Here is a 20,678-nt window from a genome sequence, read left to right on the forward strand (position 1 = left end):
CGGGCGTAGCTCAGGGGTAGAGCATTACCTTGCCAAGGTAAGGGTCGTGAGTTCGAATCTCATCGCCCGCTCCAGATACTCGAACAGGCCGCCCAATGGGCGGCCTTTCGCGTTTCGGGAGGGTTATCCGTCGCACCCTCATTTTGATCAAAAATTTTGACGCCGCCTGCGATCTGCGGCAATGCTTGGCGCAACTGACTCGCCGCCCCGTGCGGCTAACCGGAGTTATCTGGCCATGGCCCCTGTGATCTATCCCACCACCAACCTTGCCGCCACCGAACAGCTTGTGCTGGACCATGGCAAGGGCATCTATGTCTACGACGCGGACGGCAACGAGTATATCGAGGGGCTGGCCAGTCTCTGGTGCACCTCGCTGGGCTATGACAATGCCGAGGTGATCGGCGCGATCACCGATCAGCTGAACAAGCTCCCCTTCTCGCACACCTTTGGCGGCAAGACCCATGAGCCGATCATGAAGCTTGCCGAAAAGCTCAAGGCGATGGTGCCGGTCGAGGATGCCTATTTCTTCTTCGGCAACTCTGGTTCGGATGCCAACGACACCCATTACAAGATGCTGCGCTATTACTTCAACGCCATCGGCAAGCCGGAAAAGCGCAAGATCATCACCCGCGAGCGCGGCTATCACGGGGTGACCGTGGCCGCCGGTTCGCTGACCTCGCTGCCCGCGAACCTGGCGCATTTCGATGCGCCGGTCGAGGCGCTGCATATCCTGCGCTCGGATGCGCCGCATTACTATACCGGGCGTCAGGGCAACGAGACCGAGGCGCAGTTCGTCGACCGTATCCTCGACAATCTGGAGAAACAGATCCTGGCCGAGGGCGCCGATACCATCGCCGCGATGATCGTCGAGCCCATCACCGGCGCCTCGGGCGTGATCGTCCCGCCCGAGGGCTATTACGAAAAGCTACAGGCGCTGCTGCGCAAGCATGACATCCTGGTCTGGGCGGATGAGGTGATCTGTGGCTTTGGCCGCACCGGCGCCGATTTCGGCTGCACCACCATGGGGATCAAGCCCGACCTGATGACCTTTGCCAAGCAGCTCAGCTCGGCCTATTTCCCGATCTCGGCCTCGGTCATCCCCGGCTGGATGTATGAAAAGATGATCGCGCCTTCGGCGGCGGTCGGCGTTTTCGGCCATGGCTATACCTATTCCGGGCATCCGGTGGCCTGCGCCGCGGCGCTGAAAACGCTGGAAATCTACGAGCGCGACAAGATCTTTGACCATGCGGCCGAGGTGGGCGCTCATATGCAGGAGCAGCTGCGCGCCATCTTCACCGATCACCCGCTGGTGGGCGAGGTGCGCGGCAAGGGGTTGATCGCGGCGTTGGAGCTGGTGTCGAACAAGACCACCGGTGCGACCATCGAAAAAGGCGCGGGCGGCGCCACCGTGCAGCGGCTGGCACAGGAGAACGGGCTGCTGATCCGCGCGGTCGCGGGGAACTCTGCCGCGCTCTGCCCGCCGCTGATCATCACCAGGGACGAGGTGGACGAGATGCTGCGCCGCCTCAAGAAAGCCGTCGACGCCGCCTATGCCGAGTTGAAGGACAAGGGGCTGCTTGCCGCCTGACCCTTCGACCTTTGGCGCATGGACAGATCGCCCGTGCCTCGGCCAAGCTGGGGCATGGAGCGCGACTCTGACATCCCGGCATCCGGTCGCACCGGACGCGCCGCCCGCGTGGCGGCGCTTCTTGTTGCGGGTCTCGCTCCTGCGCCCGCAATCGGCGAGGCCGATTGCACCAGCGATGCGATGATCGTGTTCGACGCCTCCGGCTCGATGGCCGAGATGGGGTATAATGGCCTCGACCGGCCCCGTATCCTGGACGCGCGCGAGGCGATGCATGACACCCTGCCCCGGATTGCCACCCTGCGCCGGCTGGGTCTGGTCACTTATGGTGCCGCCATGGACGGCGCAGCGGACGGTGATCTGTGCAAGAGGGTCTCGATGCCCTTCGCCCCCAGCCCCGATGCAGCGGGGCCGATCCTGAATCTCATCGACGGGATCGAGCCCGATGGCAACACCGCATTGACTGATGCCGTCGACCTGGCCGCCCGCGTGTTTGACCAGCCGCCCCGCCCTGGCGTCATCGTTCTGGTCACCGATGGCGAAGAGACCTGCGGCGGTACGCCATGTGCGCTGGCGACCGATCTGGCCCGTAACGCACCCGGCCTGACCGTGCATGTGATCGGGTTCCGCGTGCGTTCGCAATTCTTCGGCTGGGAAGGGGGAGACGGCAACCCCACCGTCCCCGAGACGATCAGCCCGGCCGAATGCCTGGCCCAGGCCACGGGCGGGGAATATGTCTCGACCGAGACCGTCGAAGAGTTGATCCGCGCCCTGAACCAGACGCTGGGCTGCCCGCTCTACGGCGCGCTGGCGCCGCTCAGAACGCCTTGAACGTCATCGTGGTCAGCGAGCGTTCGATATTGGGGATCACCAGCAGGTGGTCGTTGATGTATTTGCCCACATCCGCGCCCGCCGGGACGTAGAGCTTCATCAACAGGTCGTATTCGCCGCTGGTGGAATAGAGCTCGGAATGAATCTCGCGCAGCGCGATATCCTCGGCCACCTTGTAGGTGCTGCCGGGCTTGCAGCGGATCTGGATGAATACGCAGGTGGTCATGCCGCCTCTCTCATGCTTGTTCGGCCAAAGGCTGACACGCGCCGCCACCGGGTGCAATCCCCTGTTTTCGCGCAACAGATCGCAGCGCCCGTGTCGCGGCACTCTGGCATTTGCACGCGCCTCGTGCCAAAAGCCAGCCGAGATCAGAAGGAACCCGCCCATGCGCCGTGCCAGCATCAGCCGCCAGACCGCCGAGACCGAGATCTCGGTCGAACTCAACCTCGACGGGACCGGAGCCTATGACAACCAGACCGGCGTCGGCTTCTTCGACCATATGCTGGACCAGCTGGCGCGCCATTCGCTGATCGACATGACGATCCGCGCCAAGGGCGACTATCACATCGACGACCACCACACGGTCGAGGATACCGGCATCGCGCTGGGTCAGGCGCTGAGCGCCGCGCTGGGCGACAAGCGGGGCATCCGCCGCTATGGCGAATGCCACTTGCCGATGGACGATGCGCAGGTGCGCTGCGCGCTCGACCTGTCGGGTAGGCCTTTCCTGGTGTGGAACGTGGACCTGCCGACAGGCAAGATCGGCACGTTTGATACCGAGCTGGTGCGCGAGTTCTTTCAGGCCTTCAGCACCCATGGCGGCATCACCCTGCATGTCGACCAACTGCACGGGCTGAACAGCCACCACATTGCCGAGGCCGCGTTCAAGGCAGTGGCGCGTGCCCTGCGTCAGGCGGTCGAGGCGGACCCGCGCAAGGGCGACGCCATCCCCTCCACCAAGGGCACGCTCTGATGCTCACCGCCATCATCGACTATGAATCGGGCAACCTGCACTCGGCCGAAAAGGCGTTTCAGCGCATGGCGCGCGAGACCGGCGCGGGCGAGGTCGTGGTGACCTCGGACGCCGATGTGGTGGCCCGCGCCGACCGGCTGGTGCTGCCGGGCGACGGCGCCTTTCCCGCCTGCGCGGCGGAACTGCGCGGCCACAAGGGGCTCTATGACGCGATGGTCGAGGCTGTCGAGCAGAAGGGCCGTCCCTTTCTGGGCATCTGCGTCGGCATGCAACTGATGGCCACCACCGGCCACGAATACGAAGAGACACCCGGGCTGGGCTGGGTCGCGGGCGACGTGGTGCGCATCACGCCTGCGGATGCGGCGCTGAAAGTGCCGCATATGGGCTGGAACGATCTGGTGATCGAAACGGAACACCCGGTCTTTGACGGGATCAACAGCGGCGATCACGTCTATTTCGTGCATTCCTACCACTTCCGGGTCACCAACCCCGCCGAACGGTTGGCGCATGTGGATTATGGTGGGCCTGTCACTGCTGTGGTCGGACGCGACACCATGGTTGGCCTGCAATTCCACCCCGAGAAAAGTCAGGCCATCGGCCTGCGCATGATCGGCAATTTCCTGACCTGGCGCCCCTGAAAGGGAGGCCGTTTTCCGGCACGGAAAACGGGTCGGAAAACAGATGTTTTCCGGGCCGGAGTTCTTGCAGAACTCCGGCATCCCGGCCTCACGCACTGCGCAGCGCCATCGGCGCCGCCCCATAGGCGCGGCGAAAGGCGCGGGCAAAGGCCTCGGGCGAGCCATAGGAATAGCGCCGTGCCACCCGGTCGACCCGATCGCCGCGACCGAGGTCCTGCGCCGCGAGGATCAGCCGCCAACGCCTGAGATAGCCCATCGGGGTCTCGCCCACCTGAGCGGCAAACAGCTCGGCAAAACGCGACAGCGACAACCCCGCCTCAGCCGCCAGATCGCCATTGGTCCAGACCCGACCCGGATGGTCATGCATCGCCACGATGGCCCGACTGAGGCGCGGATCGGCGAGCCCGGCCAACAGACCCGGGCGGGTCGCCCCCTGTGCGATCTGGTCCCGCAACAGACGCACCATCAATACCTCGCCCAGCCGGTTGATCACCGATTGCGCCCCGCAACGACGCGCCGCCACCTCGCCCCGGATCAGTTCCACCACCGCGCGCGCCTCGGGATCGGCGCTCAGATCGAACCGGACCACTTCGGGCAGCGCGGCCAGAAACGGGTTGCTCTCTCCCGACCAACTCACGCGCGCCGCAAACAGCGGATCGCCCAGCTGCCCAGTGCCCGCAGGATAGAACAGCAATTCACCCGGCCCCCCGTCAGCCCCAGCCAGGGCCAGCAGATTGGCTTCCTCCGGCGCGGCGGCCTCGACCCGCAGCTGGAACCGCTCCATCAATGTCGTCAGCCTGTCCATGCCAATATCGGAGCCTCTGTCAGAAAATTCGGATTTCCCGAACACTAAACCCTGCGACAAGGCGAGGCAATTCACATCCCAAGGAGTTCTCCGATGCTGATGCCCCGTCAGACCACCCCGCCCCTGTCGCTGCCGCTGGTGGGCGGTGGCCGGTTCGATCTAAGTGCCGAAACCTCGACGCGCGGCACGCTGATCTGTTTCTATCGCGGCCTGCATTGCCCGATCTGCGCCACCTATCTCAAAGAGCTGGAAAAGCGGGTGGCGGATTTCGCCGAACGCGGCGTGTCCTGCGTCGCGGTCAGCTCGGACAGCGAAGAACGCGCGCAGGCGATGGCGGAAAAGGTCGGCGGCGAGCGCGGTTTGCGCTTTGCCTATGACCTGCCCTTGGCCGAGGCGCGCGACTGGGGGCTCTATATCTCGACCTCGCGGGGCAAGACCTCGATCGGGATCGAGGAACCGGCGCTGTTCTCGGAGCCGGGCCTGTTCCTGGTCACGCCCGAACGCACACTCTATTACGGCGCGGTGCAGACCATGCCCTTTGTGCGTCCGCATTTCGCGGGATTGGTGGCGGCGCTGGATTTCGCGATCCCCAACAACTATCCCGCGCGCGGTGAATATACCGGCGCTGTCTGAGCGCGGGGACAGGCGGCAGGGGCCCAGCGCCCCTGCCCCATCTGGCTTAGTTGACGCGTTTCCAGGCCTGGCCACGGCAGATCAGGCCACCGGCGACGCAGCCTTTGACGGTCAGTGTATTGCCCGCAAGCGACATTTTCGAACCATAGGTCTTGCCGGAATCCGGTGCCCAGATCTGGCCCCCGGCATAAGAACCGTCGCCACCGGGTTGCATGTCCCACAACATGCGCTTGCCGGCATGTTCATAGTCACTCTGTTTGGCGCCGTTCTTGTCATAGGCGGCCTTGATGGTGCCGCAGACCTGCGCGCCGCAGGGCGCGATGGCTACATGCAGATAACCGCCGGTATCACCCGGCTCGGTCTGCCAGGTACCTGCGGCAGGATCTGCCACCGCCATGCCGGCCAGAGCCAGGGTCGCACTTGCGGCCAGAATCAATCTCTTCATCCGATATCCTCCCACTTTTGCGCCACTGTGACGCGGGCTGCGCATTTTGGGCAAGCCTGACCTCGGGTCGCGTTGCCTAGCAGCGCAGGACATGACATATCGCGCGCGACTGTCAGCAGAAAGCCGCTCAACATGATCCTCTACCCCGCAATCGACCTCAAGGATGGCCAGGCCGTGCGTCTGGTGCATGGCGAGATGGACCAGGCCACCGTGTTCAACGACAATCCCGCCGCGCAGGCGCTGGAGTTTGTCGCGGCAGGCTGCGAATGGCTTCATCTGGTCGATCTCAACGGCGCCTTTGCCGGTGAGCCGGTCAATGCCGCCCCGGTCGAGGCGATCCTTGAGCAGTGCAAGGTACCCGCGCAGCTGGGCGGCGGCATCCGCGACATGGCCACCATTGAACGCTGGCTGGACAAGGGTCTGGCCCGTGTGATCCTCGGCACCGTGGCGGTCGAGAACCCCGATCTGGTGCGCGAGGCCGCGCGCGCCTTTCCCGGCAAGGTGGCCGTGGGCATCGACGCCCGCAACGGCCGCGTCGCCACCAAGGGCTGGGCCAAAGAGACCGACGTGATGGTCACTGATCTGGCCAAATCCTTCGAGGATGCAGGGGTTGCGGCCATCATCTATACCGACATCCTGCGCGACGGCGCCATGAAGGGGCCGAATATCGAGGCAACTGCCGATCTGGCCCGTGCCGTGTCGATTCCGGTCATCGCCTCGGGCGGGGTCTCCTCGCTGGAGGATCTGATTGCGCTGCGCGATTGCGGCGCCGCATTGAACGGCGCGATTTCGGGCCGGGCGCTCTATGACGGGGCGCTCGACCTGAAACAGGCGCTGAGCGCGCTCAAGGGCTGAGGACTGCGACACCGCGCCCGGTTTCGGGACCGGGCGCTTTGCTGTGTGATCCGGGCAAACCGCAAGGGGAACGCATATGACCCGCAGCTATGCTGTTGTCGAAAAGACCCCGCTGCCCGCAACCGCGCAGCTTTGGCAGGCGGTGCAGCCCGGCGATTTCATCGATGGCTATGCGGTAGAGAGCCGGATATCGCCGCGCGAAGCGGCAGAGATCGGGCTGTCCCTGCCCGGCTGGGCCAATGCCCTTCTACGCCTGCGCAACTGGATCGTGCGGCCGCTTGGCCTCAAGACCGAGGTTTCCGACACTGGCGACAAGGCGATCTTTCCGGTCACCTACGAGGATGCGGACGAGCTGATCCTGGGCGCCGATGACAGCCATCTGAACTTTCGCATCTCGCTGGTGCAACAGGCCGGGCGGCTGCACATGGCGACCTGGGTACATCGCAACAACCTGCTGGGGCGGGTTTATCTGGCGGTGGTGATGCCGTTTCATATCCTGATCGTGCGCGGGGCCATGCGCCGCATCGCCCGGCACGGCGGCGCGATTGCATCCGCGCCGGGGGCACAGTAAAGACGGGCGACCCCGGCAACCCGCGAGGCCGCCATGCTGAAGACCCGCATCATCCCCTGTCTCGACGTCGCCGATGGCCGCGTGGTCAAGGGCGTGAATTTCGTCGGCCTGCGCGACGCGGGCGACCCGGTGGATGCCGCCCGCGCCTATGACGCGGCGGGCGCGGACGAGATCTGTTTTCTCGACATCCACGCCACCCATGAAAACCGCGGCACCATGTTTGACGTGGTCAGCCGCACCGCCGAGCAGTGTTTCGTGCCGCTCACCGTGGGCGGCGGCGTGCGCACGCATGCCGATGTGCGCGCGCTGTTGCTGGCGGGCGCCGACAAGGTCAGCTTCAACTCGGCCGCCGTGGCCAATCCGGACGTCATTGCCGAGGCCGCCGACCGGTTCGGCAGCCAGTGCATCGTCTGCGCCATCGACGCCAAGACGGTAGAGCCAGGCCGCTGGGAGATTTTCACCCATGGCGGGCGCAAGCCCACCGGGATCGACGCGGTGGAGTTTGCCCGTCTTGTCACCGCCAAGGGTGCCGGAGAAATCCTGCTGACCTCGATGGATCGCGACGGCACCAAATCGGGCTTCAACCTGCCCCTGACCCGCGCCATCGCCGATGCGGTCGACGTGCCGGTGATTGCCTCGGGCGGCGTCGGCACGCTGGATCACCTGGTCGAAGGTGTGACCGAGGGGCATGCAAGCGCGGTGCTGGCCGCCTCGATCTTTCACTTTGGCGAATACACCATCCGCGAGGCCAAGGAACACATGGCCGCCGCCGGCATCCCGATGAGGCTGACATGAGTATCCTGCACGATCTTGCCGCCACCATCGAGGCCCGCAAGGGTGCCGACCCGGACAGCAGCTGGACCGCCAAGCTGCTGGCCAAAGGGCCCGAGAAATGCGCCGAGAAATTCGGGGAAGAGGCGATAGAGGCGATCATCGAAGCGGTGAAGGGCGACCGGGCCAAGCTCACCTCAGAGGCGGCGGATGTGCTGTACCACTTCCTCGTCATGCTGGCCGCCCGCGACGTGGCACTCAACGATGTGCTGGCCGAGCTGGCCCATCGCCAGGGCCAGAGCGGCATCGCCGAGAAGGCGGCGCGGCCCAAAGGTTGACCCCTCCGCGATGAGCGGTACGATCCAACCGAGAAAACCGACGACCAACCGAGGCATCCCATGACCAAATTCCGGGCCTTGCTCGCCACCTTGGCGGTGGTGCTGATCGCCGCCTGTAGCGACACGCAAACCTTCAGCCAGAAGGAGGTGAACGCGCTGGCGCAACAACTGCGCGCGCTGGGTCCCGATGTCGACCCCGCCGAGGCGCAACGCGCTGCCGAGATCTCCTATAGCTATGGGCGACAACTGGCGCGCGAATATAACGTCACCAGCAGCCCCATCGTGCATAACGCCAAGGTTCTGAACGGCTTTCGCGAGCGCGGCCTGTGCGTGCACTATGCCCAGGACATGCAAAAGCGACTCAATCAGGAAAACTTCCGCACTCTGGTCGTGCATCGCGCCATTGCCGATCCCGACAGCATCTGGCGGATCGACCACAGCACCGCCATCCTCAGCCGCCGGGGCGATGACATGTTCGACGGCATCGTGCTGGATCCCTGGCGCTATGGGGGAGACCTGTTCTGGGCCCCGACGCGCGAGGACACGCGCTATAACTGGCGCCCGCAGCGCGAGGTGCTGGAGAAGAAAGCTGCCGAGAAACTGGCGCGCCAGCCCTCTTAAAGCTTGGACGAGATGATGCCGGTGGCGAAACCGCCCATGCGCAATTCGCCAAAGAGCCGTTGATATTCGATCTTGGGGCAGCGGTTCTGGATCACGTCGATCCCGCGCGCCTCGGCCTGCGCCGCAGCCTCGGCATGCTCGACCCCGATCTGCATCCAGATCGTCTTGAGGCCGGGAAAAACCTCGAGCGCCTCCTCGACGATGGCCGGCACCGCATCAGAGCGGCGAAATATATCGACCATATCGACCGGTTCGCTGATCTCGGACAGGCCCGCGCGCACCGTCTCGCCGAACAGGCGCTGGCCGGCATGGCCCGGATTGACCGGAATCACCCGGTACCCTTTCAGCCCCAGATAGCGGGCCACGTAATAGCTGGGGCGCACGGGGTTCATCGACACGCCAACAACGGCAATCACCTTGGTGCGCTTGAGAATCTGTTTCAGATGATCGTCGGAATAGTCTGGCATGACCGAACCCTAAACCACCCGGAGACAAGAAAAAAGCGCCCAAGTCATGCTTGGGCGCCAGGTACGGAACGAGGGACAGTGAAATGACGCACGGCAGTTCCGGTCCGCGGTCATTGTGACATTTAGGCACTCATATTCAGAAAAAAAGGGGGAGATGCCAAAATTGTGATGACAAGAATTCACAGCTGACTCGAGATTGCTACCGGTCCAGCACAGCGGGCCAGTTCTTGCGCGCACCGGCGATGTTCCCGGCGACATCCTCGACCCAAAGCCGAGCGACCTCGGCCGAGTGGATGAGGTAGAGTTCGCCGTCGACGATCTGCCAGGCGGTCGGATCGGTGTCGGAGGTGTAGCCGCGCGAAACCGCATAAGCGCAATAACCGCCGAATTGGGGCGCAAAGGCGCGTGGGTTGGCCTCGAACGCTGCACGATTTTCTTGGCTGGCAAAATGCCAGACCGCCCCTTTCCACATCACAGCGATTGTGGGTGCGCCCGGCACCGGGGCGCCTTCGGTGAAATAGGCCACTGTGTCATAGCCACGGATGGCAGCCCCGTTTTCAGTATAGAAAACGGACGCCTCAGCCCAAAGCGGCGGCGCTGTTAGGATCAGGGTACCGGCAATACCGGAGATAAGGTTACGTCTGTTCAGCATCGTCACGCGTCTTGATGTTGTCTCACTCCAATGTGCCTCTCTCAAGGCCGTAAAGAAAGACGGCTGACACATATGTGATTAAAACGTGTGCCGCAATCAGTCGAAAATGTCTTCGACCTTGTCCCAGACCTCTTCCAAGGCGCGCGAAATGAGCCCCTTGCGATTTTTCCTCTTCTTGTTCTTCTTCGCGGGCACTTCCTCGCACCCTGCCCTGCGCCATTCGGCAACCGGCTCGACTGCAACCGCCACACGCACGGGCTTAGGTCGGGTCGCCGGGTCAACCGAGCCCATCTGTTGGATAGGCGCACCGCAGGCATCGCAAGCCAGCATGCCCGAGCGATCCGCTTCCAGTCTGGAGCGGGCACCGCAGTAACAACAGATGACAAGCCTTGGCATGGGGTCCGTTCCGTTTAGTGAACCTTAGATGCATATAGGGCAATCGCGGCGGCATTCGAGACGTTGAGCGAGCCGAACGCGCCCGCCGCGTCAATCTTGACCAACTTATCCACCGTTTCCTTGGTCTTTTGGCGCAGCCCCGGTCCCTCGGCCCCCAGTACCAGCGCCACCGCTCGGTCGGTTTGCCCAGCCAGCGCGGCCTCGATGGTCTCGCTGGCCTCGCCATCCAACCCCAGCACCAGATAGCCCATACCCTGCAACTCGGTGATAGCATCGGCCAGGTTGCGCATCCGCAGATAGGGCTGCCGTTCCAGCGCGCCACTGGCGGTCTTGGCCAGGGCACCGGTTTCGGGCGCCGAATGGTGGCGGGTGCCGATCACGGCGCTGGCGCCCAGCACCTCGGCCGAACGCAGGATGGCGCCGACGTTATGCGGGTCGGTCACCCGGTCGAGCAGAATCAGGCGCGGGCTTTCCGCCCCGATCGCCACCTCGGCCAGGCTGCCCCAGTTGAGCGGCTTGACCTCAAGCGCCGCGCCCTGATGGACCGAGCCGGGGTCGATCGGCGCGGTGAACTTGCGGGCATCGGCCAGTTCCGGTTCGATCCCCGCCGCGTCGATGGCCTCGGCCAGTTTTTCCCGTGCGTTGAGAGTAACGATCAGGCGCAGTTTTTCGCGTTTCGGGTTCATCAGCGCATCGCGCACGGCATGCAGACCAAACAGCCAGACCGTCTCGGAGGCGGACGCTTTTTTGGCCTGTTCCTTCTCGACCACCCATTTCGGTTTCTTCATGTTCAGCGCCCTCCGGGTGCGGCAAAAGTTTCCTGCGCCAAAGCGGATTTTTCCTGTTGACGCTCCATTGGGACGCTAGTAATCACGCCTCCACGTCAGGCGCAACGCCTGACAGTGGGCGACAGGCCGCAAGGTGTGGCAGGGGACTGTAACTCCCTCGCGGAGACGCACGCCTGGTTCGATTCCAGGGTCGCCCACCACTTTCTCTCTCTCGAACCTGAGTTTTTTCAAGCGGAATCAATGACGCCGCAATTTCAATGGGTTACAGGCAATCAAGACGCCAGAGACCTCGATTCTGAGCTCCGATCAGAGCACTATTCGGTCGATTTCGAAGAATGTCTCAGCGGGCCAGGTTCGCGTGAGGTCTTGGGACCTATCGGTGGTCTCGGGTCTACAGAAACCCAAGAAGCTCGCGCTGTTTTTCCCAGTCCAGCGGCAACTCAGGAAGGTCGCGAAGTGTCTTCGCTGTTAGATGCGCTGGTTGGCGCCCTACCAGAATGGCCGTCGAAATATCCGGTGCCAGCCAAGCCAGCGGCAAGATGCGACTGACCGCACCACTTCGCAAACCTTCCCGTTCTGTGATCCGCTTGATGGAACAGACACTCCCGTCCATCAATTCCTTTGCCCACCGCCGCGCATCGGCGACCAAGGCAATGAGATCCGGGTCTGGATTTGCCGAACTGCGTGGAACAATCACGACCGGCTTTGCACGACCATTCTGGCGACGTTTGAATGGGAATTCGAAGTTGGCGGGAATGGATTCAGGGTTGTTATCTGGCCCCAACATTGCTGCTAGGTTCATCGAAATCTCCAGTCTATCCGCCCTTACAGCGACTCGGGTGATCAGGGAATACAGGTTTTGGATTGCATTGGCTTCTTCGCCTAAATGATCAGATTGGCTCAACGCAGTGGCCGCACGAAGGACGTCCGCAACAAGAGCAGTATCCTGGATGTGCATTTCTACGTGATCAGCAATCCAAACATGATCGGAGAGCTTCTCGGTAAGCGCCGACAAAACAATGCGTTCGATCTCCTGCGCAGGCAGGCGCTCAACTGGAACGTCATCATCTGGCTGTGCCTTGGTCGAAACGTAGTACCAGTAGCGTTTTGTCGTCTGCACGCCATCCCGGAACACCGATTTGCTGGCATAGGTGGCCCCCATCTTCCGATCAGAAGAATCAAACAGAAGGCCAATCAAAGCACGATCTGTGTTGTGGCGTTTGCTATTGGTTTCTCGACCCCCATGTTTCGCCAGTTGGGCTTGCACAGAATGCCATGTCGCATCGTCAATGATAGCCGTGTGAAGCCCTTCGTGTATCTCCTTCTTGTGCCTGGTTTTTCCAACGTAAATCGGGTTTCGAAGCATGTAGTAGAGCGCGCCTTGCGAGAAGACCTTACCGCCTTTGCTCTGTCCATGCCGATCAACCCAACGTCTGCTAAGGATGTTCAACTCTCGCAGGCGAGCCGATAGTTTGCGGACGCAACCGGTGGCCAGGTATTCGGCAAAAATGGTTCGCACCAAGGTCGCCTCGGCCTCATTGACCACCAAGGCTTTGTCAACGGCTTCGTATCCAACGGGCACAGATCCTCCCATCCACATCCCTTTTTGTTTTGAGGCGGCAACTTTGTCCCTGATACGTTCAGCCGTCACTTCGCGCTCGAACTGCGCGAATGACAACAACACGTTCAATGTCAATCGCCCCATGGAAGACGTGGTGTTAAAGGCCTGCGTAACCGAAACGAAAGACACCCCTGCTCTATCAAATGTGTCCACCATCCTGGCAAAGTCACTCAGAGACCGCGTCAGCCGATCCACTTTGTACACAACGATGATGTCGATGCGACCGTTGCGAACATGGTTCAAGAGTTGCTGGAGACCTGGGCGGTCCATCGATCCCCCGGAATACCCGCCATCGTCGTAGGCCTCTGAAAGCTGGCTCCAGCCTTCGTGCTTCTGGCTGAGTATGTAGGCCGCGCAGGCTTCGCGTTGGGCATCCAGCGAATTGAAGTCCTGTTCCAGTCCCTCCTCGGTCGACTTGCGTGTGTAAATGGCACAGCGCTTGCGGATCATGACTGTCCGCCCTCCCGCAGACCAAAAAACTTCGGGCCGTTCCGGTTGGTGCCGGTCATCGCGCGCGCTACCGCAGACAGGGACGAATAGCCTTGTCCATTCCACATCACGCCCTGCCCGGTGATGAAGACCTCGTGCGTGGCTCCGCCCCATTTCTTCAGAATACGTGTGCCATCGACGGTGTCAGATACAAACGTAATACCCACCCGACTTTCGCCACTTCGTTTTATCCGGTTACTGATGACCCTAAGCCACCCACGTCGCGCCCTAGTGGATTCACCCCCAGACCGCTTGACTTGCACCTCCCAGGCCAGCGCCACCCGCATCAGGCGCGCTGTGAACGTCTTCGGGGGGTGAACCCCTTTGAGCTGTCTCCAGAGCCCTCGAAGCTCTGCTGCATCCATCTGCTCAATTTGTAGGACCTCCAGTTGATCCCCCGGCCCATTCATTGGTCTGCCTTTTTCGAGACAATGCGGTAGCGCGAGGCTTTTCCGGAACGGTCAAGATCAATCGTCACGCCCGACTTCCTCAGCCGTGAAATCGCTGCCCGAATTGTGTGCGGTTGCCAATCCAGTTGTCTCTTAAGCTGGGCCACCGTCGCCCCGGAACGGCGCGATAGCAGTTTGCATAGTTCGCCTGACTTGGTCCTGCCCGCGAGTTTGGATGGCCCGGGCTTGGTATGGTCGGTCTTGAGGGGCGGGGATTGTTGTTCAGTCATTTTCATCTCCTCTTGGTCGCAGGGCTTTCTCGCGCCCTGTACTGACCAAAGCCCGGCGTTCCGGGTGGGAGGCTCAATTCGTTCACCGTCGTCAGTGACGCTCGTCTTGGCTCGTAAGTCCAGTGGAAGATTGACACTCTTGCGGACGTTTCAAGTTAAAAAGGCGGGCGGCTGTAGCCGCCCGCTAAACCCTCATATGTCGATCTTTTCAGCGATGCTCAGCGCGTCTTCCAGCTCGACGCCCAAGTATCGAACTGTGCTGTCCACCTTGGTGTGGCCGAGCAATAGCTGTACCGCACGCAGATTGCCGGTTTTCCGGTAGATCAGCGCAGCCTTGGTGCGCCGTAGCGAGTGCGTGCCATATCCGCTCGGATCAAGACCAATCGCGGCCACCCAATCACGGACCAACCGGGCATATTGCCGGGTCGATACGTGCGGCCTGTCGTGGAAGCGGCTGGGAAACAAGAACGGGCATCCGAGCATCTCCGGGTGACATACCCAATTCCAGATGGAATCGCGGGTGTTCTCGCAAACTTCGAACTGAACGGGTTGCCGGGTCTTGCTCTGGATCACTGTCACACGTTCGCGAACCCGGTTACCAACAACAAGATCGGTGACTTTCAACCGAACCAGGTCACAACCACGCAACTTGCTGTCAATCGCCAGATTAAACAGTGCCAGATCCCTGGGATTTCCCGCAAGTTCCAACCGGGCTCGGATGGCCCAGACCTGCTTGGCAAGAAGCGGGCGTTTCTGACCGATCAGGCGCCCCTTATTCCACGGCTTGCGTTTCGGTTTGATGGCGGGAAGTTGAATTTTGGACATTGATCGTCCTCCATCCGCCCCTCCCACTCCAAACATCGACACCGCGTCAACTGAACGACTTTACCAATTGATCGAACGGCCGGTTCCAACAGCACGCCTGACCTTCGCGACACACGCTGCGACCGTCTGCTTGGAGCCCGTTCTGCACTATTTCTGAATTGCGGCTAATGACCGCTCTTAACGCTCATCGGTCAACCACTGGTTGGCCCAGCTACAGCAGTCGAACGGCGGACTTAAAGATGTTGGCCGGCGGGAGGCGTTGTTTCGTTCAAACAATCGGGCCACGCTTCATTCGCCAGAGTAACTGGTCAAATCGATCCTGACCGTAAAACGGCTCGTTTTCGTACACCATCAGCGGAACGCCCCAATGACCAGCGTCGAGCATCGCTGAATGGTTTGCGCTCAGCTCTGCAGACGCACTATCCCAGTCAACGTCTTCGAGGACCCTGTCATGATCGCAACCGATCTCGCGCATGCTATCCAAGAGAAAACTGCTAGTGTCCCAACGCGCGTTTTTTCCATTCCACAAACCCCTCCCGACCTTGTCGAGAAACGGCAGGCCCTTGCCAACTCTGTTGGCCCCAATCCAGAGACGATACAGGCGCTCGATGCGTGGTTGCTTGTTGGCTGCTATCCAGAGCGAGCCGGGTTCAAACTCGATCGGCGACGGGTCCGGGTAGCTGTATGGCAAACCCAGAAACTCTGCGGTCCTGGCCGTGTCCGTCTCGAAATAGCGCTGCTCAAGCTGTCCTCGGTTCCGCGTGGCCTCAGGCATGCGAAGCACGATGCCGAGGACAGGGCGCAATTCAATTTCGGTTCCGCTCTCTTTGAGAGAAAGCAATCGGTCGAGCAGGAAATAGCAGTAATCGCTCTGCAAAGAATACCAAACAGCAACCTTAGGCATATCTCTAATCCCTAAACCTGAAGTCGTCGATCGTGACGAAGTGCGGGCGATCTACTAGAAGTCCTTGGACACCGATACCATGGCCATCCTAAGCGGTCATATTACTTTCGACATTAATGTTAGCAAAGTCCGCAGATTACCAGTTCGTACACGATGCAGCGAACGGCAATGTTTGCCAGACCAGCCATTCATGCATCATGCGGCGAAAGAGGAAAAAGAGCCCAGAGTTGCCAATCTTCAGGCCGCAGTGAATGATCGCCTTGCGGGACTTGCGATTTATCTATCGCGAAGCGAAATGCACTCGGTGTACCATTCCAGACGGCGCGAACCGCCTGTTCTTGAGCGCGCATCACACCGGTTGTGTTTGGGTCTGGATCATCCAGAACAGCCCGAAGAGAAGCATCGCGGCCGATACGGTACAGGCGACGGTCCGGACCGAGTTCCAGAAGGTCCAACGAGGAACATATGTCCGGAGCCAGTAGTCACGTGTGCTCTCTGACGACATCTCCATGTCCGCCAAAGCCTCGTTCATCGGGACATTGAAGGCGACGGTGACGCCGAAGCAGCCGATAAGGTAGACAAGCCCGGCTAGCATGATCAGCGTTCCAGCGGGTTCCGAGAGCCAGAAGGCGCCATAGCCTGCAATAATCAGTGAAACGGCCGCCATTCCAAGAAACAGTGCCATGAACACCCAGCGAAACACTTCGCGGTTGATCACTTGCATGGCCTCGACGCCCGCATGGTCACGGGTCAGCACAAGGGATCGCATAATGAAATCAGAGAAGGCGAGGAACACGCCGCCCACAAGGGCATAGGCGAGGATCGCGAATTGCAGCAAAAGGTAGAAAGCTGTCGACATTGTCGGAACTCCTGAATGAGGGGTGGAGCGGCAGGAGCGCGGCGACGCCTGCCGTTTGCTCTGGATTGGATCAGGCGGCGGCAGGCCAGGCACCTGCTGACATTGCGGTCTGCGCGAACTCCGCGAAGTCACGCGGCTTGCGACCCAAGGCGCGCTCCACGCCGTCCGCCGTATGGGCATTTCGTCCGTCCAGCGTTTCGCGCGCGATCTGTGTGAAGACATCGGCCACGAAGCCCCCGCCAGCGGCTGCGACATTGGCGTGGAAATCCTCGAACGCGATGGGAATATGCTGGATCGGGCGGCCCAGAGTGGTCGAGAGTATGTCGGCCATTTCGGCGAAAGTCATCAGGCGCGGGCCGGTCACCTCGTACCGTTCACCCAAATGCCCCTCTTCGGTCAGCGCCGCGACAACCACATCGGCAATATCGTCGATATCGATGATCGGCTCGGTAATGTCGCCGCCCGGCATCGGCAACACTCCGTCAAGGATCGGGTCGCGCAGATAGCCTTCTGAAAAGTTCTGCGCAAACCACGCTGCACGCACGATGGTAAAGGGAACGCCAGAGTTGCGGATCACCTCCTCGCCCATGCTCGCGAAGTGTTCCCCTCGGCCGGACAGCAGGACGATGTGTTGCAAACCGGTCTCCCGGGCGACCTTCGCGAAAGCCTCCAGCTTTTCCACCGCGCCCGGGAAGGCAAGATCGGGGAAATAGGTGACATATGCTTTGGAGACGCCATGCAGGATCGGGGCCCACGTGCTTTGGTCTTCCCAATCGAACGGGGTTTCGGACCCGCGCGTGCCGCGGCGAACGGGCAGGCCCATGGCGTCAAGCTTGGTGACAACGCGCGATCCGGTTTTTCCAGTGGCGCCAATGACGAGGATGGGTTGGTTGGTCATAATCATCTCCTGTGGTGAGCGGTGCGCTCTTTGGTTGTGTTGAATTGGATTGCAGTGGGTAAGACGGCTGCTGAGATTACGGAAACTCTGCGGACGCCACCCCCATCGCGATGAGGCAAACAAGCGATGTAAGATAGATCAGGTAGAACTGGCCCTGTGATCTTCGGCACAGGCGCGTCCTACCGAACGGGTGCCCAGGTCGGGGTGTGTGAGTTCCGCAGCGCATCGCTATACACTCGCCCGAACTTGGCCGACCAGGATCGACCAATCCATGCCCAAGGCGCTGTAGACGTCACCGGCCTGCGCGTTCGCGTTGTCTGCGAGGATTTCGATCATCAGGCTGGCACCATCCGCGATGACAACTCCGGCTTGCGTCAACCGGTGCAAAGCCGTCTCACGTTTTGTCATGTTGAATGTCCCGCTGGCATCGACGGCGACATAGGCTTCGAACCCTTCACGCACGGCCCGCATCGCGGGAAACGCGGCGCAGACTTCCAGCGACAGCCCGGCAAAGATCAGTTTGCTGCGCCCGGTTGCGCGAATGGCCTCTTCGACCCTTGGATCATCCCATGCGTTGACCGTTGTTCGGTCGATAAAGGTCTGATCAGGCAGCGCTTCGAGCAATTCCGGAATGGCGGGGCCCCACAAAGTCTCTGACGATGTCGTGGTTGTGACAATCGGCAGGCCGAGCGCCTTTGCGGCCTTGGCCAAGCCGACAATGTTGTGTTTGAGGTCCGCGATGGAATAGTCGCGGATACCGGTCATCAGCCCGACCTGATTGTCGACAAACACGACGGCGGCATTGTCACGGGTCAGAGGGTCTGGGTTGTTCAGCTTCGTCATGGTCTTCTCCTTTTGTGGTTGGCGTTGGGTGGTGATGAGGTCAGTCAATTGATCCAAGGCGACCGGCTCGGTAGTCAGCCTCGACAGCGTCAAGCTCGGCCGCGTTGCCCATGGCGAATGGACCCCGTTGAACAAAGGCTTGGCGCAGGGGGTATCCTCGGAACAGGACGACATGAGCGCCCTCTTCGGAGGAAAATGAGATGTCCGCGGCCCCTGCAAATGCGATGGCTTTGCCAGGTTCGAGGTCGGCAGACCCTGCGGTCCAGGACACGGTGGAGGAGCCGGTGATGGCGAGGGCCCAGGCATGTTGGCTGCTGTCGCCGCTCTGCGTGAACTGACCGCCGGCCTGCATGTTGATATCGAGAAGCGTCAGCGGAACGTCCGGCGCGACCGGGCCGGTGACACCGTTGCTTGCCCCAAGGATCAGCCGCGCGGTGGAGCGGTTGCCTGCAAGCTTTGGGATGTCCTTGGCGGCGAGATGGAAGGCATCAGGCGCGTCGTGCCGGTTCTCTGCGGGCAGGTTGACGAAGACCTGCAATGCGTGGGTTCTGGCACCGGGCTGCGGCGCTTCGTCATGCAGGGCGCCGCGCGCGGCCTTGAACCAATAGAGATCGCCCGGCGCCAGTTCGAGGTCGTTGCCAAGGGAGTCGCGGTTGCGGAACGCGCCTTCGCTGTCCTCAAACATCACGGTCACGGCAGACAGACCTGCATGCGCGTGGGGCCCGAATGTGGGCTGTGTCGCAACGAAGTGGTCCACCATGATCAGCGGGTCCATCAGCCCCCGGAAGTCCGAATGCTGGTAGCTTTGGGCCACAAAGCCGCTCCCGATGGTGATCTCGCGACCGTTGCTTTGTGCATGTGTTTCGCAGGGTACGCCTGCGAGTTTGTCGATGATGTGCGTGGTCATGTCAGTCTCTCGCTTCTGGTGAATTCAGAATATGGGCGAGACAATCTGCGGAAAATCGGTCAATAACAGGACTTATCGTTCTATAAATGGAACAATTTGGTGAGGCACAGCATGGATCTTAACGACGCGTTCTACTTTGTTCAGGTTGTTGAAAAGGGTGGCTTTTCCGCTGCGGCGCGGGCGTTGAACATTCCCAAGTCCCGGCTCAGTCGCCGCGTACGGCAACTTGAGGAGGACCTTGGCGTGCGCCTTTTGCAGCGCACATCGCGCATCGTGACGACGACAGAGATCGGCAAAGACTACTTCCGCCACGCGCAGAAGGCCCTCGCACAGTTCGAAGTCGCCGAAACGGCCGTCCGTCGCAAAACCAACAGAATCGAAGGCACCGTGACGCTGTCCTGCTCCGTGGGCATGGCGCAGTTTGGTCTGGACCAGATCTTGCCACGGTTTCTTCAGGACAATCCCGGTGTGACCGTTGTCCAGCACGCCTCGAACCGAATGGAGGATTTGATCAAAGGGGGGATCGATATGGCGATCCGCGGACATATGGACACTCTGCCCGACTCGAGCCTGATCCAAGTGCGACTGGCGCGGGTGGAATGGCACTTGTTCTGCTCGCCGGACTACCAAAGCACTCTCGATCCGGCCGATGATCCGGCCGGGCTGGCAAATCACCCGGCCCTCGTTCTTGGCCGACCCGGAGCGACGCACCAATGGCTGCTCACCGATCGTGACCGCCAGAGCGCATCGATCCCCTGCAAGGTGCGCTTTGCAAGCGATGATATGTCAACGCTCAAAAACGCGGCGGCTTTGTCCTTGGGCGTCGTCGCCCTGCCGTCCTACGTATGTCAACAAGAGGTGGAAGCCGGATCACTTGTGCGCGTCTTGCCGGGTTGGACCGCGGGGACCCCACAGATCAGCCTCCTGATGCCTTCGCGAGAAGGATTGTTACCGGCGTTTGAGGTATTGCTCGATTTCTTGAAGCGTGAATTGCCGGCCGTTCTGGTCGGTGATGCACGGGCGGCCACATAGCGGCGCCTCAAACGGAATTGAACCTCCTACGTTGAGCTGTTGCCAGGCATCCCCCTTACGGCTTAGCAGGGTAATTCTCCCTCTGAGAAGGAAACAAGCAGCCCTTAAAGCCGAATAGGTCAAAGGCAGTTCTGTCCGGATGCTGTTGAAAAACTCTGCTTGAGCGATGCTTTGGCTGCTGATTCAATTCTCTTGATTTGCAGGAGAGTTGCTGATGATGGGACCGAGGCAAGTTGCGCAGGGTGCGCTGT

At 61.2% G+C, this 20,678-nt stretch carries 27 protein-coding genes and 1 tRNA gene; 12 read left to right on the forward strand and 16 right to left on the reverse strand.

All coding sequences use genetic code 11. The features are described 5' to 3' along the window. Window positions 1-235: 235 nt before the first annotated feature. Together MB818_RS20950 and MB818_RS20955 are read left to right on the forward strand one after the other, a co-directional pair. The gene (locus tag MB818_RS20950; protein WP_234137696.1) at window positions 236-1,588 is read left to right on the forward strand and encodes an aminotransferase; all 1,353 of its coding nucleotides are present in this window, start codon (window positions 236-238) and stop codon (window positions 1,586-1,588) included. An 18-nt stretch (window positions 1,589-1,606) separates the two neighbouring features. Beyond that, complete coding sequence (locus MB818_RS20955) at window positions 1,607-2,416, forward strand: vWA domain-containing protein (RefSeq protein ID WP_234137695.1); 810 nt, start codon at window positions 1,607-1,609, stop codon at window positions 2,414-2,416. Here the strand turns inward: MB818_RS20955 and MB818_RS20960 are convergent. Next, complete coding sequence (locus MB818_RS20960; RefSeq protein WP_234167790.1) at window positions 2,403-2,642, reverse strand: Lrp/AsnC ligand binding domain-containing protein; 240 nt, start codon at window positions 2,640-2,642, stop codon at window positions 2,403-2,405. The genes MB818_RS20955 and MB818_RS20960 overlap by 14 nt on opposite strands. Before the next feature lie 160 nt (window positions 2,643-2,802). Here MB818_RS20960 and hisB point away from each other — a divergent pair, with 160 nt between their 5' ends. Beyond that, the gene (hisB, locus tag MB818_RS20965; RefSeq protein ID WP_234167020.1) at window positions 2,803-3,390 is read left to right on the forward strand and encodes an imidazoleglycerol-phosphate dehydratase HisB; all 588 of its coding nucleotides are present in this window, start codon (window positions 2,803-2,805) and stop codon (window positions 3,388-3,390) included. Continuing rightward, window positions 3,390-4,028 carry an imidazole glycerol phosphate synthase subunit HisH gene (hisH, locus tag MB818_RS20970; protein WP_234163003.1) on the forward strand — a complete coding sequence of 213 codons (639 nt, stop codon included), beginning with the start codon at window positions 3,390-3,392 and terminating at the stop codon, window positions 4,026-4,028. The genes hisB and hisH overlap by 1 nt, the downstream gene beginning before the upstream one ends. An 88-nt stretch (window positions 4,029-4,116) precedes the next feature. Here the strand turns inward: hisH and MB818_RS20975 are convergent, their stop codons facing one another. Continuing rightward, window positions 4,117-4,833, reverse strand: coding sequence for a helix-turn-helix transcriptional regulator (locus tag MB818_RS20975; protein WP_238906322.1), 717 nt, complete (start codon window positions 4,831-4,833; stop codon window positions 4,117-4,119). Between the two features lie 93 nt (window positions 4,834-4,926). On the opposite strand from MB818_RS20975, the gene MB818_RS20980 reads away from it, so the two are divergent. Continuing rightward, on the forward strand, window positions 4,927-5,466 hold the full coding sequence (locus tag MB818_RS20980) for a peroxiredoxin-like family protein (protein ID WP_238906324.1): 540 nt from the start codon (window positions 4,927-4,929) through the stop codon (window positions 5,464-5,466). Window positions 5,467-5,512: 46 nt separating this feature from the next. On the opposite strand, the gene MB818_RS20985 is transcribed toward MB818_RS20980, so the two are convergent. Next, window positions 5,513-5,911: a DUF2147 domain-containing protein gene (locus MB818_RS20985; RefSeq protein ID WP_234137690.1), complete on the reverse strand. Its 399-nt coding sequence runs from the start codon at window positions 5,909-5,911 to the stop codon at window positions 5,513-5,515. A 132-nt stretch (window positions 5,912-6,043) separates the two neighbouring features. Here MB818_RS20985 and hisA point away from each other — a divergent pair, with 132 nt between their 5' ends. The 5 genes from hisA to MB818_RS21010 all read left to right on the forward strand — a co-directional run bounded on the left by hisA (window position 6,044) and on the right by MB818_RS21010 (window position 9,067). Beyond that, a complete protein-coding gene (hisA, locus tag MB818_RS20990) occupies window positions 6,044-6,766 on the forward strand; it encodes a 1-(5-phosphoribosyl)-5-[(5-phosphoribosylamino)methylideneamino]imidazole-4-carboxamide isomerase (protein WP_238906327.1) in 723 nt (240 codons plus the stop codon). Window positions 6,767-6,842: 76 nt separating this feature from the next. Beyond that, window positions 6,843-7,337, forward strand: a complete 495-nt coding sequence (locus MB818_RS20995; RefSeq protein ID WP_238906329.1) for a DUF2867 domain-containing protein — start codon at window positions 6,843-6,845, stop codon at window positions 7,335-7,337. A 33-nt stretch (window positions 7,338-7,370) separates the two neighbouring features. After that, window positions 7,371-8,132, forward strand: coding sequence for an imidazole glycerol phosphate synthase subunit HisF (gene hisF / locus MB818_RS21000; protein WP_011046902.1), 762 nt, complete (start codon window positions 7,371-7,373; stop codon window positions 8,130-8,132). After that, window positions 8,129-8,446, forward strand: a complete 318-nt coding sequence (locus MB818_RS21005; protein WP_234137687.1) for a phosphoribosyl-ATP diphosphatase — start codon at window positions 8,129-8,131, stop codon at window positions 8,444-8,446. The genes hisF and MB818_RS21005 overlap by 4 nt, the downstream gene beginning before the upstream one ends. Window positions 8,447-8,506: 60 nt before the next feature. Next, complete coding sequence (locus MB818_RS21010; protein ID WP_234137686.1) at window positions 8,507-9,067, forward strand: hypothetical protein; 561 nt, start codon at window positions 8,507-8,509, stop codon at window positions 9,065-9,067. Here MB818_RS21010 and MB818_RS21015 read toward each other — a convergent pair. The 4 genes from MB818_RS21015 to rlmB all read right to left on the reverse strand — a co-directional run bounded on the left by MB818_RS21015 (window position 9,064) and on the right by rlmB (window position 11,370). Further along, complete coding sequence (locus MB818_RS21015) at window positions 9,064-9,534, reverse strand: CoA-binding protein (RefSeq protein ID WP_234137685.1); 471 nt, start codon at window positions 9,532-9,534, stop codon at window positions 9,064-9,066. The genes MB818_RS21010 and MB818_RS21015 overlap by 4 nt on opposite strands. Window positions 9,535-9,733: 199 nt before the next feature. After that, window positions 9,734-10,186 (reverse strand): YHS domain-containing (seleno)protein, encoded by a 453-nt coding sequence (locus MB818_RS21020; protein WP_234137684.1) that lies wholly within the window; start codon window positions 10,184-10,186, stop codon window positions 9,734-9,736. Between the two features lie 96 nt (window positions 10,187-10,282). Next, window positions 10,283-10,477, reverse strand: a complete 195-nt coding sequence (locus tag MB818_RS21025; protein ID WP_234137683.1) for a hypothetical protein — start codon at window positions 10,475-10,477, stop codon at window positions 10,283-10,285. Window positions 10,478-10,596: 119 nt separating this feature from the next. Continuing rightward, window positions 10,597-11,370 carry a 23S rRNA (guanosine(2251)-2'-O)-methyltransferase RlmB gene (gene rlmB, locus MB818_RS21030; RefSeq protein WP_234137682.1) on the reverse strand — a complete coding sequence of 258 codons (774 nt, stop codon included), beginning with the start codon at window positions 11,368-11,370 and terminating at the stop codon, window positions 10,597-10,599. Window positions 11,371-11,486: 116 nt separating this feature from the next. Between rlmB and MB818_RS21035 the strand changes: the two genes are divergently transcribed. After that, window positions 11,487-11,570: transfer RNA gene (locus MB818_RS21035), tRNA-Tyr, on the forward strand. Window positions 11,571-11,761: 191 nt separating this feature from the next. Here the strand turns inward: MB818_RS21035 and MB818_RS21040 are convergent. From MB818_RS21040 to MB818_RS21080, 9 genes are all read right to left on the reverse strand, one after another. Then, window positions 11,762-13,441 carry a recombinase family protein gene (locus tag MB818_RS21040; RefSeq protein WP_238906331.1) on the reverse strand — a complete coding sequence of 560 codons (1,680 nt, stop codon included), beginning with the start codon at window positions 13,439-13,441 and terminating at the stop codon, window positions 11,762-11,764. Next, window positions 13,438-13,890, reverse strand: a complete 453-nt coding sequence (locus tag MB818_RS21045) for a DUF2924 domain-containing protein (protein WP_255700209.1) — start codon at window positions 13,888-13,890, stop codon at window positions 13,438-13,440. Before MB818_RS21045 ends, MB818_RS21040 begins: the two co-directional genes overlap by 4 nt. Then, window positions 13,887-14,159, reverse strand: a complete 273-nt coding sequence (locus MB818_RS21050; RefSeq protein WP_238906333.1) for a DUF3489 domain-containing protein — start codon at window positions 14,157-14,159, stop codon at window positions 13,887-13,889. Before MB818_RS21050 ends, MB818_RS21045 begins: the two co-directional genes overlap by 4 nt. A gap of 192 nt (window positions 14,160-14,351) precedes the next feature. Continuing rightward, a complete protein-coding gene (locus MB818_RS21055) occupies window positions 14,352-14,984 on the reverse strand; it encodes a tyrosine-type recombinase/integrase (RefSeq protein WP_238906335.1) in 633 nt (210 codons plus the stop codon). Window positions 14,985-15,252: 268 nt separating this feature from the next. Then, complete coding sequence (locus MB818_RS21060) at window positions 15,253-15,888, reverse strand: DsbA family protein (RefSeq protein WP_234163004.1); 636 nt, start codon at window positions 15,886-15,888, stop codon at window positions 15,253-15,255. Window positions 15,889-16,237: 349 nt separating this feature from the next. Further along, window positions 16,238-16,747, reverse strand: a complete 510-nt coding sequence (locus tag MB818_RS21065) for an anthrone oxygenase family protein (RefSeq protein WP_234176254.1) — start codon at window positions 16,745-16,747, stop codon at window positions 16,238-16,240. A 70-nt stretch (window positions 16,748-16,817) separates the two neighbouring features. Continuing rightward, window positions 16,818-17,645: an NmrA family NAD(P)-binding protein gene (locus tag MB818_RS21070; protein ID WP_234217420.1), complete on the reverse strand. Its 828-nt coding sequence runs from the start codon at window positions 17,643-17,645 to the stop codon at window positions 16,818-16,820. A gap of 228 nt (window positions 17,646-17,873) precedes the next feature. Continuing rightward, on the reverse strand, window positions 17,874-18,581 hold the full coding sequence (locus MB818_RS21075; RefSeq protein ID WP_234217419.1) for an isochorismatase family protein: 708 nt from the start codon (window positions 18,579-18,581) through the stop codon (window positions 17,874-17,876). Continuing rightward, entirely contained in the window at window positions 18,529-19,395 is an 867-nt protein-coding gene (locus tag MB818_RS21080) for a pirin family protein (protein WP_234176251.1), read from the reverse strand. The genes MB818_RS21075 and MB818_RS21080 overlap by 53 nt, the downstream gene beginning before the upstream one ends. A 111-nt stretch (window positions 19,396-19,506) precedes the next feature. Between MB818_RS21080 and MB818_RS21085 the strand changes: the two genes are divergently transcribed. Beyond that, window positions 19,507-20,427: a LysR substrate-binding domain-containing protein gene (locus MB818_RS21085; RefSeq protein ID WP_234176250.1), complete on the forward strand. Its 921-nt coding sequence runs from the start codon at window positions 19,507-19,509 to the stop codon at window positions 20,425-20,427. Window positions 20,428-20,678 lie beyond the last annotated feature (251 nt).

It is taken from the genome of Ruegeria alba, assembly GCF_022321465.1.
GTDB classification, from domain to species: Bacteria; Pseudomonadota; Alphaproteobacteria; order Rhodobacterales; family Rhodobacteraceae; genus Ruegeria_B; species Ruegeria_B alba.

Bases quoted from the DNA above. Each gene is read 5' to 3' on its own strand.
- MB818_RS21060 (WP_234163004.1), bottom strand. From the start codon at position 15,888: ATGCCTAAGGTTGCTGTTTGGTATTCTTTGCAGAGCGATTACTGCTAT.
- MB818_RS21070 (WP_234217420.1), bottom strand. From the start codon at position 17,645: ATGACCAACCAACCCATCCTCGTCATTGGCGCCACTGGAAAAACCGGA.
- MB818_RS20975 (WP_238906322.1), bottom strand. From the start codon at position 4,833: ATGGACAGGCTGACGACATTGATGGAGCGGTTCCAGCTGCGGGTCGAG.
- MB818_RS21025 (WP_234137683.1), bottom strand. From the start codon at position 10,477: ATGGGCTCGGTTGACCCGGCGACCCGACCTAAGCCCGTGCGTGTGGCG.
- MB818_RS21065 (WP_234176254.1), bottom strand. From the start codon at position 16,747: ATGTCGACAGCTTTCTACCTTTTGCTGCAATTCGCGATCCTCGCCTAT.
- MB818_RS21020 (WP_234137684.1), bottom strand. From the start codon at position 10,186: ATGCTGAACAGACGTAACCTTATCTCCGGTATTGCCGGTACCCTGATC.
- MB818_RS21085 (WP_234176250.1), top strand. From the start codon at position 19,507: ATGGATCTTAACGACGCGTTCTACTTTGTTCAGGTTGTTGAAAAGGGT.
- MB818_RS20980 (WP_238906324.1), top strand. From the start codon at position 4,927: ATGCTGATGCCCCGTCAGACCACCCCGCCCCTGTCGCTGCCGCTGGTG.
- MB818_RS21010 (WP_234137686.1), top strand. From the start codon at position 8,507: ATGACCAAATTCCGGGCCTTGCTCGCCACCTTGGCGGTGGTGCTGATC.
- MB818_RS20960 (WP_234167790.1), bottom strand. From the start codon at position 2,642: ATGACCACCTGCGTATTCATCCAGATCCGCTGCAAGCCCGGCAGCACC.
- hisB (WP_234167020.1), top strand. From the start codon at position 2,803: ATGCGCCGTGCCAGCATCAGCCGCCAGACCGCCGAGACCGAGATCTCG.
- hisA (WP_238906327.1), top strand. From the start codon at position 6,044: ATGATCCTCTACCCCGCAATCGACCTCAAGGATGGCCAGGCCGTGCGT.
- MB818_RS20995 (WP_238906329.1), top strand. From the start codon at position 6,843: ATGACCCGCAGCTATGCTGTTGTCGAAAAGACCCCGCTGCCCGCAACC.
- MB818_RS21005 (WP_234137687.1), top strand. From the start codon at position 8,129: ATGAGTATCCTGCACGATCTTGCCGCCACCATCGAGGCCCGCAAGGGT.
- MB818_RS21045 (WP_255700209.1), bottom strand. From the start codon at position 13,890: ATGAATGGGCCGGGGGATCAACTGGAGGTCCTACAAATTGAGCAGATG.
- hisF (WP_011046902.1), top strand. From the start codon at position 7,371: ATGCTGAAGACCCGCATCATCCCCTGTCTCGACGTCGCCGATGGCCGC.
- rlmB (WP_234137682.1), bottom strand. From the start codon at position 11,370: ATGAAGAAACCGAAATGGGTGGTCGAGAAGGAACAGGCCAAAAAAGCG.
- MB818_RS21015 (WP_234137685.1), bottom strand. From the start codon at position 9,534: ATGCCAGACTATTCCGACGATCATCTGAAACAGATTCTCAAGCGCACC.
- MB818_RS20985 (WP_234137690.1), bottom strand. From the start codon at position 5,911: ATGAAGAGATTGATTCTGGCCGCAAGTGCGACCCTGGCTCTGGCCGGC.
- MB818_RS21055 (WP_238906335.1), bottom strand. From the start codon at position 14,984: ATGTCCAAAATTCAACTTCCCGCCATCAAACCGAAACGCAAGCCGTGG.
- hisH (WP_234163003.1), top strand. From the start codon at position 3,390: ATGCTCACCGCCATCATCGACTATGAATCGGGCAACCTGCACTCGGCC.
- MB818_RS21050 (WP_238906333.1), bottom strand. From the start codon at position 14,159: ATGACTGAACAACAATCCCCGCCCCTCAAGACCGACCATACCAAGCCC.
- MB818_RS21040 (WP_238906331.1), bottom strand. From the start codon at position 13,441: ATGATCCGCAAGCGCTGTGCCATTTACACACGCAAGTCGACCGAGGAG.
- MB818_RS20955 (WP_234137695.1), top strand. From the start codon at position 1,607: ATGGACAGATCGCCCGTGCCTCGGCCAAGCTGGGGCATGGAGCGCGAC.
- MB818_RS20950 (WP_234137696.1), top strand. From the start codon at position 236: ATGGCCCCTGTGATCTATCCCACCACCAACCTTGCCGCCACCGAACAG.
- MB818_RS21080 (WP_234176251.1), bottom strand. From the start codon at position 19,395: ATGACCACGCACATCATCGACAAACTCGCAGGCGTACCCTGCGAAACA.